General features: G+C 65.6%; 9 protein-coding genes. 7 read left to right on the top strand and 2 right to left on the bottom strand.

Annotated features, from left to right (window positions below):
• Positions 1–200: 200 nt before the first annotated feature.
• Both M2390_RS15270 and M2390_RS15265 read right to left on the bottom strand, forming a co-directional pair.
• Entirely contained in the window at positions 201–605 is a 405-nt protein-coding gene (locus tag M2390_RS15270; protein ID WP_259179999.1) for a hypothetical protein, read from the bottom strand.
• A 142-nt stretch (positions 606–747) separates the two neighbouring features.
• Entirely contained in the window at positions 748–2430 is a 1683-nt protein-coding gene (locus tag M2390_RS15265; protein ID WP_259179997.1) for a glycoside hydrolase family 13 protein, read from the bottom strand.
• A 192-nt stretch (positions 2431–2622) separates the two neighbouring features.
• Between M2390_RS15265 and M2390_RS15260 the strand changes: the two genes are divergently transcribed.
• From M2390_RS15260 to guaA, 7 genes are all read left to right on the top strand, one after another.
• Entirely contained in the window at positions 2623–3852 is a 1230-nt protein-coding gene (locus M2390_RS15260) for a maltose ABC transporter substrate-binding protein (protein ID WP_259179996.1), read from the top strand.
• 35 nt (positions 3853–3887) lie between these two features.
• Entirely contained in the window at positions 3888–5492 is a 1605-nt protein-coding gene (locus M2390_RS15255; RefSeq protein ID WP_121687467.1) for an ABC transporter permease subunit, read from the top strand.
• Entirely contained in the window at positions 5492–6406 is a 915-nt protein-coding gene (locus tag M2390_RS15250; RefSeq protein ID WP_121687466.1) for a sugar ABC transporter permease, read from the top strand. The genes M2390_RS15255 and M2390_RS15250 overlap by 1 nt, the downstream gene beginning before the upstream one ends.
• 106 nt (positions 6407–6512) lie before the next feature.
• Positions 6513–7601 carry a LacI family DNA-binding transcriptional regulator gene (locus M2390_RS15245; protein ID WP_259179992.1) on the top strand — a complete coding sequence of 363 codons (1089 nt, stop codon included), beginning with the start codon at positions 6513–6515 and terminating at the stop codon, positions 7599–7601.
• 132 nt (positions 7602–7733) lie between these two features.
• Positions 7734–8651: an SURF1 family cytochrome oxidase biogenesis protein gene (locus tag M2390_RS15240; protein ID WP_259179989.1), complete on the top strand. Its 918-nt coding sequence runs from the start codon at positions 7734–7736 to the stop codon at positions 8649–8651.
• Between the two features lie 24 nt (positions 8652–8675).
• The gene (locus M2390_RS15235) at positions 8676–9131 is read left to right on the top strand and encodes a DUF3817 domain-containing protein (RefSeq protein WP_121687464.1); all 456 of its coding nucleotides are present in this window, start codon (positions 8676–8678) and stop codon (positions 9129–9131) included.
• Complete coding sequence (guaA, locus tag M2390_RS15230) at positions 9127–10707, top strand: glutamine-hydrolyzing GMP synthase (RefSeq protein WP_259180005.1); 1581 nt, start codon at positions 9127–9129, stop codon at positions 10705–10707. Before M2390_RS15235 ends, guaA begins: the two co-directional genes overlap by 5 nt.
• Positions 10708–10724 lie beyond the last annotated feature (17 nt).

The following is a 10724-nucleotide window of genomic DNA, read 5'->3' as shown; positions in this document are numbered from 1 at the left end:
GCACGCCGCCCCGCCCCCCGCCCGCCCCTTCCACCCCCGGGGGGGGGCCGGCCCCCCCCCCCCCCCCAACACCCCGCGCGGCGCCCCCCCAACCCCCCCCCCGCCCCCGCCGCTGTGTGTATGGCTCGGGTGAGGTCTTCCGGGCCTCCGGCGGTCTTCCGGCCCGGAGAACACCTTTTTGATCCCGTCTCGAACGGAGATTATTCAGCGCTGTTTGCTTGAATCGCGTAGCGAATCCAGAAATCTGCCAGGGCAAAAACTACGAGGATCACGAGGGCCGTCGTCCCCGAGATCCACTGCGGAAATATCGTGAGAATCGCCACCAGCGCTGCGGCGATAATGATCACATCGAGAAAGGCGGACGCCTGAGCCTTGAGCGAGCTGTCTCGTTCTCTGCCTTCCGCAGCTCCGGTGCCAAGCCTGCGTTCACGAAGCCTCTTAATCCCAAATCCCACCGCGGCGCTGGAGCCGACGATGGCGGCCACGATGAACGTCAGGGCCGGCGATTGATTGTCGGGCCCCCAGATGGAAAAAGCCGCCGCGAGCGCGGCAGAATACAGCGCGATTGCCGCCACCGTGGTCGCCACCTTGATACCTGTTTTCACTCTGCTCACCCCTCTGATGTGAAGTAAGCGTCACAGACTCCCGTGACCCGCGCAAGAGCTGCCGGCCATTGGATTTCAGTGTGTGGCAACAAAACGGCGGCCCCGGATCATCGATCCGGGGCCGCCGCTGTGTGCGCGGGTGTTACGCCTGCAGCCAGATGGTGGCATCGCCGGGCAGGATGTTTCCGGTGATGGTGGTGCTGGCCAGCAGCACGGGCAGTTCAGCCAGCTCGGCCGGGATTTCCCAGTCGGTGGTGGCGGTGTTGCCGAGCACGATGACGTCTCCGTTGCGGAAACCGATCACGGTGTCGGGCAGGTCCTCGACCCAGGTGACCGAGCCCAGACCCAGATCCAGACGCTTACGCAGTTCCAGGGCGGTGGTGTACATGGTCAGGGTCGAGCCTGCTACACCCTGCTGGGCGGCGCGGGAGTAGTCGTCCCAGTCGTCGGGCTGGGGCAGCCAGGCCTCGCCGGTGGTGTTGAAGCCGTAGGCGGTGGTGCCGGGCTCCCAGGGCAGCGGGACGCGGCAGCCGTCACGGCCGTAACGCTCACCGTTGGTGCGGAACCAGGTGGGGTCCTGACGGGCCTCATCGGGCAGGTTGATGACCTCGGGCAGGCCGAGCTCCTCACCCTGATACATGTAGGCACCACCGGGCAGCGCGAGCATGAACGCGCTCGCGGCGCGGGCGCGCTGCAGGCCGACCTCGCGCATCGGCTGGCCGGGGCTCTTGGGGCCGATGCCGTGCCCCTGCGGGTTCTCGGCGGTCAGCGCCAGACGCGAGGCGTGACGCACCACGTCGTGGTTCGAGAGCACCCAGGTCGCCGGGGCACCCACGGCGCCGAAGGCTTCCAGCGACTCGTCGATCACGGGGCGCAGGGCCTGGGCATCCCAGGCGGTCTCCAGGTAGGGGAAGTTGAACGCCTGGTGCATTTCGTCCGGGCGCACCCACTTGGCCATCTTGCTCAGCGGGTTGATCCACGCCTCGGCGGCCAGTACACGGTCGCCCTCGTACTCGGCGAGCACCTTGTGCCAGTCACGGTAGATCTCGTGCACGCCCTCCTGGCCCCAGTAGGGAACCTCGAAGTCGTCGCCACCCATCGATCCACCGCCGGGGTTCGGGGTGTAGTCGGGCAGGCCCTCGGCCTTGATCATGCCGTGGGCCACGTCCACGCGGAAGCCGTCGACGCCGCGGTCCAGCCAGAACCGCAGCACGCCGCGGAACATCTCGCGCACCTCGGGGTTGGTCCAGTCGAAGTCGGGCTGGGTCGAGTCAAACAGGTGCAGGAACCACTCGCCGGGGGTGCCGTCGGGGTTGGTGGTGCGGGTCCAGGCGGGGCCGCCGAACACGGATTCCCAGTTGTTCGGGGGCAGCTCGCCGTTTTCGCCCTTGCCGTCGCGGAAGAGGTAGCGGGCGCGCTCGGGGGAGCCGGGGGCCGCGGCCAGGGCCTCGATGAACCACTCGTGGGTGTCCGAGGAGTGGTTGGGGACGAGGTCCACGATGACCTTGATGCCGCGCTGGTGGGCGCTGGCAAGCATCGCGTCGAAGTCGTCGATGGTGCCAAACAGCGGGTCCACGGACATGTAGTCGGTCACGTCATAGCCGGCATCCTTCTGCGGGCTGCGCATGAACGGGGAGAGCCAGACGGCGTCGACGCCGAGGTTCTCCAGAGCGTCCATGCGGGAGGCGATACCGGCGAGGTCGCCGACGCCGTCGCCGTTCGCATCGGCGAAGGAGCGCGGGTAGATCTGGTAAATAACGGCGCTGCGCCACCACTCGGGAGCGGTGGTGTCGCCTGCGGCAGAGAAGGCGGTGGGCTGAGTCATGCCGTTACTCTAGGGCACTTCGACAAAATATGGAAACGCTTGCTGAAACTAGCGAAAGGTGTGTCGCGTACTTTACATATCGCCAGGAATCATGGGCTTTGCGTGGCGACAGGATCTGGGATATACATGTAAACGCTTGCACTATTTGCGGTGAAGCGCGGTAGCTCCACGCAACGAACGAAAGGTACACCAATGAAGGTGACTAAGAAGCGCGTCCTCCTTACCGGGGCCGCCCTGACCGCCCTGGCCCTCGGGCTGAGCGGCTGCTCGGCATCCACCGAATCCTCCGACGCCGGTTCGTCCAAGAACACGCTGACCGTGTGGGTGGACGCCGACCGTGCTCCGGTCCTCAAGGAGGCCGCCGCCGAATTCGAGAAGAGCTCGGGTGTGCACGTGAAGCTCGTGCAGAAGGACTTCGGTTCGATCCTCGACCAGTTCATCGCCCAGGTTCCCAGCGGCAAGGGCCCCGACATCACCATCGGTGCCCACGACTGGATCGGTAACTTCGTTCAGAACGGCGTCATCCAGCCCGTGGAGCTCGGCGACAAGGCCGCCGGCTTCGAGAAGATCGCCACCGACGCGGTCACCTATCAGGGCAAGACCTACGCGGTTCCCTACTCGATCGAGAACATCGCGCTGCTGCGCAACACCGCCCTGGCCCCCACCGCACCGACCACCTACGACGAGATGGTTGCGATGGGCAAGGCCGCCGGAAGCGCCAACCCGTTCCTCGTGCAGCTCGGCCCGCAGGCAGACCCGTACCACCTGTACCCGTTCCAGAGCTCGTTCGACAACCCGGTCTTCGGGCGTAACGCCGACGGCTCCTACAACGCCGACGACCTGACCATCGGCAACGAGGGTGGCACCCGCTTCGCGAACTGGCTTGCCGAGCAGGGCAAGGAGGGCAACCTCAACATTTCGATCACCGCCGACATCGCCAAGGAGAAGTTCAACTCCGGCCAGTCGCCGTTCATGATCACCGGACCGTGGAACGTGCCGGACGCCGAGAAGGCCGGCATCAAGCTGGCCGTGGACCCCATCCCCTCCGCCGGTGGCGCTCCCGCGCAGCCGTTCGTGGGTGTGCAGGGCTTCTTCATCTCCTCCAAGACCGCCAACCCGCTGGCAGCCAACGAGTTCCTGACCAACTACCTGGCCACCGAAAAGGTGCAGACCGCGCTGTTTGAAAAGGGCGGACGTGCCCCGGCGCTGAAGGCCTCCTTCGACGCCGCCTCCTCGAACCCGATCGTCAAGGCGTTTGGTGACGTGGGCCGCAACGGTGTCCCGATGCCCTCGGTGCCCGCCATGGGTAAGGTCTGGCAGTTCTGGGGTGTGACCCAGGCCGCCATCATCTCCGGCGAGGGCGACCCGTCCACGCTGTGGACCAAGATGACCGCGGATATCGCCGCCGCAATCAAGGGTTAGTCCGGCAGTCCACCGGGCCGAGAAACAGGAAAACAATGAGTTCACGTACCCCCTCACCCCAGACCCGAGCGCGCCGCTCGCGCGGTGCCGCGCGGCTGGCCAACATGGCCGGGGGATCGCTCGGGGCGATTCTGGTAAAGATCGTCCTTCTCGGCCTGGTGGATGCCCTCGGCATCTTTGCGCTGTTCATGCTGGCCACCCAGCACAACTGGATCGTGTTTGCGATCGTGGCAGCGGCGCTGATCGCCATCAACTACATCTACTTCTCCAAGCGCACGCTGGCGATGAAGTACCTCACCCCCGGCTTGATCTTCCTCCTGGTGTTCCAGGTATTTGTGATCGGCTACACCGGCTACATCTCCTTCACCAACTACGGTTCGGGCCACAACTCGACCAAGGAGGACGCGGTCACCGCGCTGATGCAGTCGGCGCAGGAGCGGGTGCCGGACTCGGCCACCTACGCGCTGACCGTGGTGCGCGACGGGGGAGACTTCGGTTTCCTGGTCACCGACCCGAAGGGTGAGGTGTCCTACGGTACCGCCGAGCACCCGCTCGAGCGGGTGACCAACGCCACCATGACCGGCGACAAGGCCACCGGCCTGCCCGGCAAGGAGGCCCTGAACTTTACCGACATCGTGGACAACCAGAAGGCCATCGTGGACCTTCAGGTTCCGGTGTCCAGCGATCCCAACGACGGTGCCCTGCGCACCCCGGACGGATCAAGCGCCTTCCTCTACCTCTCCAGCCTGCGCTATGACGCGCACGCCGACACGATGACCGACACCAAGACCGGTACCGTCTACTCGGACACCGGGGTGGGTGCCTTCGCCGATCCGGCGGGCAAGCAGCTCAAGCCCGGCTGGTCGATCGGGGTGGGCTTTGACAACTACGTCAAGGCCATCACCGATGACGGCATCCGGGGCCCGCTGATCGGCGTGACCATCTGGACCTTCGTCTTCGCCCTGCTCTCGGTGCTTACCACGTTCGCACTCGGCCTGTTCCTCGCCATCGTCTTCAACGACATGCGGATGAAGGGGCGCGCGTTCTACCGCGTGCTGATCATCCTGCCCTACGCGTTCCCCTCGTTCCTGGGCGCGCTGGTGTGGGCGGGACTGCTGAACCGCGACTTCGGATTTATCAACCTGGAACTCTTTGGCGGGGCGCATATTCCGTGGCTCACGGATGCGCTCCTGGGTAAGATCAGCATCCTGTTTGTGAACCTCTGGCTGGGCTTCCCCTACATGTTCCTGGTGTGTATGGGCGCGCTGCAATCCATCCCCGATGACGTGCAGGAAGCCGCCAAGATGGACGGCGCCAACCCGTTCCAGATCTTCAAGAAGATCAAGCTTCCGCTGCTGCTGGTGTCGGTGGCCCCGCTGCTGATCTCCTCGTTTGCCTTCAACTTCAACAACTTCAACCTGGTGTACATGCTCACCGGGGGAGGCCCGCGCGATGCGTCCGCGTCGATCAACGTGGGTGGCACCGACATCCTGATCTCGATGGTCTACAAGGTCGCGTTTGTTGGAGCCGACCGTGACTACGGTCTGGCCAGCGCCTTCTCGATCCTGATCTTTATCGTGGTCGCGATCATCGCGATCGTGAGCTTCCGTCAAACCAAGGCCCTGGAGGAGCTGAACTAATGAGCGCACCCACCCTCACCCCGTCCACTCCCTCCACCCGGGCCCGGGACCGCCGCGGTTTCAAGGCGCGGCGCTGGTTCCTGGCCACCGGCTGGCGTCACCTGGTCGGCTGGATCATGATCGTGTTCTCGGTCTTCCCGCTGCTGTATGTGCTGTCCGCGTCGCTCAACCCCGGCGGAACCCTGCTGAGCTCCAACGGTCTGTTTTCGACCATCGGATTCGACAGCTACACCAAGCTGTTCAACTCGCCCCAGCAGCCCTATGCCGCCTGGTTTGGAAACACGCTGTTTATCGGCCTGATCACCGCCGCCGGCACCGTGTTCCTCGGAGCCCTGGCCGCCTACTGCTTCAGCCGGATGCGCTTTGCCGGCCGCCGCGTGGGCCTGCTGACCCTGCTGGTGGTGCAGATCTTCCCGCAGCTCCTCGCCGTGGTCGCGATCTTCCTGCTGCTCACCGGGATCGGTGACATCTTCCCGGCCCTGGGCCTGGACAACCAGGTTGCGCTGATCATGGTGTACCTCGGCGGCGCGCTGGGTGTGAACACCTACCTGATGTACGGCTTCTTTAACACCGTTCCGGCGGCGATCGACGAGGCGGCCAAGCTGGACGGTGCGAGCCACGCCCGCATCTTCTTCACCATCATCCTGCGCCTGGTCGCCCCGATCCTCGCGGTTGTGGGTTTGCTGGCCTTCATCGCCACCACCAACGACTTCGTGATCGCCAGCGTTGTGCTGGTGAGCCCGGAGAAGCAGACCCTCGCCGTGGGTCTGTACCAGTTTGTCTCGCAGGAGTTCTCCTCGAACTGGAGCGTATTCGCCGCCGGTGCCGTGCTCGCGGCCCTCCCGGTGATGGCACTGTTCCTCTTCCTGCAGAAGTACATCGTCGGCGGACTGACCGCCGGCGCGGTGAAGTAAGACACACCACCACACCATCCCGCGGCCTTTCGGCGCGCGCCAACAGGGGATCGCTACACTGGAACAACTTCATTTGAACACCCCGCCGCGCCTAGAAAGGACCGGGATGGTTGGTATTGACGAGGTCGCCGAGCGTGCTCGGGTGTCCACCGCCACCGTCTCACGTGCCCTGAGCGGACGTGGGTATGTGGCCGAGGGCACCCGCGCCCGGGTCCACGAGGCCGCGCGCGAGCTCGGTTACGTGGTTTCGGCCGGGGCCTCGGCCCTCGCCTCCGGACGCACCCGCAACGTCGGGGTCGTGGTGCCCTTCCTCAGCCACTGGTTCTTCGCGGCCGTGGTTGAGGGGGCGCAGTCGGCGCTTCAGGAGCACGGCTACGACCTGACCCTCTACAACCTCTCCGGAGGAGCGGATGCCCGCGCCCGGGTGTTTGACGATCTCCTGCTGCGTCAGCGGGTCGACGCGGTGCTGGCCATCGGTCTGGAACTCACCCCCGAGGAGGCCGGACGCCTGCACTCGCTGCGCAAGCCCGTGGTGGGCCTCGGTGGTCCGCTGCCGGGGGTACCCGCGCTGGGTATTGACGACCGGGCGGCCGTGCGTTTGGCCACCGACCACCTGATCAGCCTGGGGCATGAGCGCATCGGATACATCGGTGGTTCGGCGGACTTCGACCTCGACTTCCACCTGCCCACGATGCGTCAGCTGGGCTATCGGGACGCGCTGACCGAGGCGGGTATCGAGATCGATCCGAAGATCGAACGCGGTGCCGACTTCACCCTGCGCGGCGGAAACGACGCGGCCAAGCAGCTGCTCGGAGCACCCCGTAACCGGCCCACGGCGATCGTTGCGGCATCGGATGTGATGGCGATCGGCGCGATCCTCGCCGCCCGCGAGCTGGGACTGAACATCCCCTCCGACCTCTCGGTGACCGGCCTCGACGGTATTCCCGACGGGGAATTCTTTGGGCTGACCACGGTCGCCCAGTACCCGGCCGAGCAGGGGCGTCACGTGGCGCAGCTGCTGATCGACCGCCTGGCCGGTCTGGTCGAGGATGAGGCCACCTCCTCCGACTCGAGTGTCCCGCCCGTGGAAGGCACGGTGCCCGCCGCTACCCTGCTCGCCGCCGGGCCCGCGCTGGCCCGGGAACTCCCGGTCGAGCTGATCGTGCGCGAGTCCACCGCGCGTCCGCGCCCCTGATCTCGATCCGATTTCCCGTTTCCGGCCGGGTAACCGAGAATTGAGGGAGTGCGCCGTTTCGATGCCTCCGAGCCCTCGAAGCACAGCGTGCGTGTCCCATCCGCGCAATCCGGAAGAAAGACCGCAGCCCCGATGACTTCCCCGCTTCAGGACCCCACCGAGAGTGCCGCTTCGGCACCCACATCCACGGTGGTGATGACGGAGGACGAGGCGCCCACGAAGCGCAAGAAGCTGCGCGATGTGATTCTGGCCCCGGGGGACCCCAAGCTTGGCCAGGTCATGCGCCGTCCGCGCTGGATCGGCGTGCTGATTCTGGCTCTGGCCATCGCCGCGGCCTTTGCCGCGCTGGGACAGTGGCAGCTTGCCCGCGCGGTGGCGGTGGACCCCAGCCAGGCCGGACCCACCGAACACATGGTTCCGCTGACCCAGGTGATCGGCCCGACCGAGCCGATCCACGACGTGCTCGTGGGCCAGCAGGTGTCGGTTTCGGGAGAGTTTGTTCCCGGCGACTATGTGGTTCTGGGCGGTCGTCTCAACGGTGACACCAAGGGGTTCTGGGTTACCGGGCACCTGGTGGTTGCCGGAGAGAAGCCCGCCTCGCTCGCGGTGGCGCTGGGCTGGACCAAGTCTCAGGACCAGGCGAACACCGTCGCCGAGCGGCTCAACGCGGAGGCCGCGAGCCCGGTAGATCTGACCGGCCGTCTGGTGCCCGCTCAGGGACCGCTGGTTCCCGACGCCAAGACCCCCGACGCGTTCCTGCTGACCGAGATGTCGGTGGCCTCGCTGATCAACGTGTGGGCCGGCCCCGCCGGAGACGTCTACCTGCCCTACTTCCTCTCCTTTGAGGCACCGGACGGGCTGACCAAGATCGACGCCCCCAAACCCGAGATCGAATTCGAACTCAACTGGCTCAACATCTTCTACGCGATCGAGTGGGCGGTCTTCGCCGGATTCGCCGTGTTCCTCTGGTACCGCCTGACCCGCGACGCCTGGGAGAAGGAAGTGGATGAGGCGGCCGAAAAGCGCGGCGACCCCTCGCCTTTTGAGTAGCGAGCGGTGACGTAGACTAGAGTCATGCCTCTCCAGCCGCGCGAACGCGATCTTCCCAAGATTCCCGGAGCCCTCCGTTTCTACCAGATCACCTCGGTGATCACGGGTGTCCTGCTCCTGCTCCTGTGCGGCGAGGTGCTGCTCAAGGTGTACTACGGTCTCGAAATCGAGATGGGTGGTGCCTTCGGCTTCCTGGCCTTCGTACCCGCCGGGACCGTGCTGGCGATCAACATTTCGCTGGGTCTGCTGATCGTGCACGGCTGGTTCTACGTGGTGTACCTGCTGTCGATCTTCCGCATCTGGTCGCTCATGCGCTGGAACATCGGCTGGCTGCTGCTGATGGCCCTCGGTGGCGTGATTCCGTTCCTGTCCTTCTTCCTGGAGGTTCGGATCGTCCGCAAGGCCCGCACACAGATTTCCTCGCGCATCGGCGCGAATACCCCCAACGCTCACCAAGCAGAAGTGGAGCCTTCCCATTAGCGAGCAGTCCCTGGAGAACCGTCCGGTTCTCGTTGTAGATTTTGGTGCGCAGTATGCGCAGCTGATCGCCCGTCGGGTTCGGGAGGCCGGAGTCTACTCCGAGCTGGTCCCGCACTCGATCACCGCCGCAGAGGTGGCCGCCAAGAACCCGGCCGGCCTCGTTCTGTCCGGTGGCCCGTCCAGCGTGTACGAAGAGGGTGCGCCCGGGTTTGACCCGGCGATCTTCGAGCTGGGTGTGCCGACCTTCGGCATTTGCTACGGCTTCCAGGTCATGGCTACCGCCCTCGGCGGCGAGGTAGCCAAGACCGGTTCGCGCGAGTATGGTTCGACCGCCGTCGCGATCGAGGACGAGGGTGTGCTGCTGGGCGACCAGCCCGCCGCCCAGACCGTCTGGATGAGCCACGGTGACTCGGTGTCCCGTGCCCCCGAGGGCTTCGAGGTTCTCGCCTCGACCGAGGGCACCCCGGTTGCCGCCTTCGCCAACGATGAGCGAAAGCTCTACGGCGTGCAGTGGCACCCCGAGGTCAAGCACTCCGAGTACGGTCAGGACCTCCTGGTCAACTTCCTGCACAAGGCCGCCGGGATCCCCGGTGACTGGAACTCCGGCAACGTGATTGCCGAGCAGGTTGCCAAGATCCAGGCTCAGGTTGGTACCGGCAAGGTCATCTGTGGCCTCTCCGGTGGTGTCGACTCGGCCGTTGCTGCCGCGATCGTGCACAAGGCCGTCGGCGACCAGCTGGTCTGCGTGTTTGTGGACCACGGTCTGCTGCGCCAGGACGAGCGTCGCCAGGTTGAGGAAGACTACGTCAAGGCCACCGGTGTGCGCCTGGTCACCATCGACGCCGTCGAGCAGTTCGAGAGCGCCCTCGCCGGTGTGACCGACCCCGAGACCAAGCGCAAGATCATCGGTCGCGAGTTCATCCGCACCTTCGAGAAGGCTCAGGCCGACCTCATCGCCGAGTCCCGCGAGCAGGATGGCGACCCCATCCGCTTCCTGGTGCAGGGCACCCTGTACCCGGACGTCGTGGAGTCCGGTGGCGGTACCGGTACCGCCAACATCAAGAGCCACCACAACGTGGGTGGACTGCCCGAGGACCTGACCTTCGAGCTGGTTGAGCCGCTGCGCGCTCTGTTCAAGGACGAGGTGCGTGCCATCGGTCGCGAGCTGGGTCTGCCCGAGGTCATCGTGGGCCGCCAGCCCTTCCCCGGCCCCGGCCTGGGAATCCGCATCGTCGGTGAGGTGACCCGCGAGCGTCTGGACCTGCTGCGCAAGGCCGACGCCATCGTGCGTGCCGAGCTGACCGAGGCCGGCCTCGACCAGGAAATCTGGCAGTGCCCGGTTGTGCTGCTCGCCGATGTCCGCTCCGTGGGCGTCCAGGGCGATGGCCGTACCTACGGTCACCCGATCGTGCTGCGTCCGGTGAGCTCCGAGGACGCCATGACGGCCGACTGGACCCGCCTGCCCTACGACGTTCTGGCGAAGATCTCCAACCGAATCACCAACGAGGTTGAGGGTGTTAACCGCGTTGTTCTCGACGTCACCAGCAAGCCGCCGGGGACCATCGAGTGGGAGTAATCCCAGCCTGACTGTGG

The sequence above is a fragment of the Mycetocola sp. BIGb0189 genome, from assembly GCF_024810155.1.
GTDB classification, from domain to species: domain Bacteria; phylum Actinomycetota; class Actinomycetes; order Actinomycetales; family Microbacteriaceae; genus Mycetocola; species Mycetocola lacteus.
Note: the sequence above shows the minus strand (reverse complement) of the source record. Positions and strands in the feature narration are given on the sequence as shown.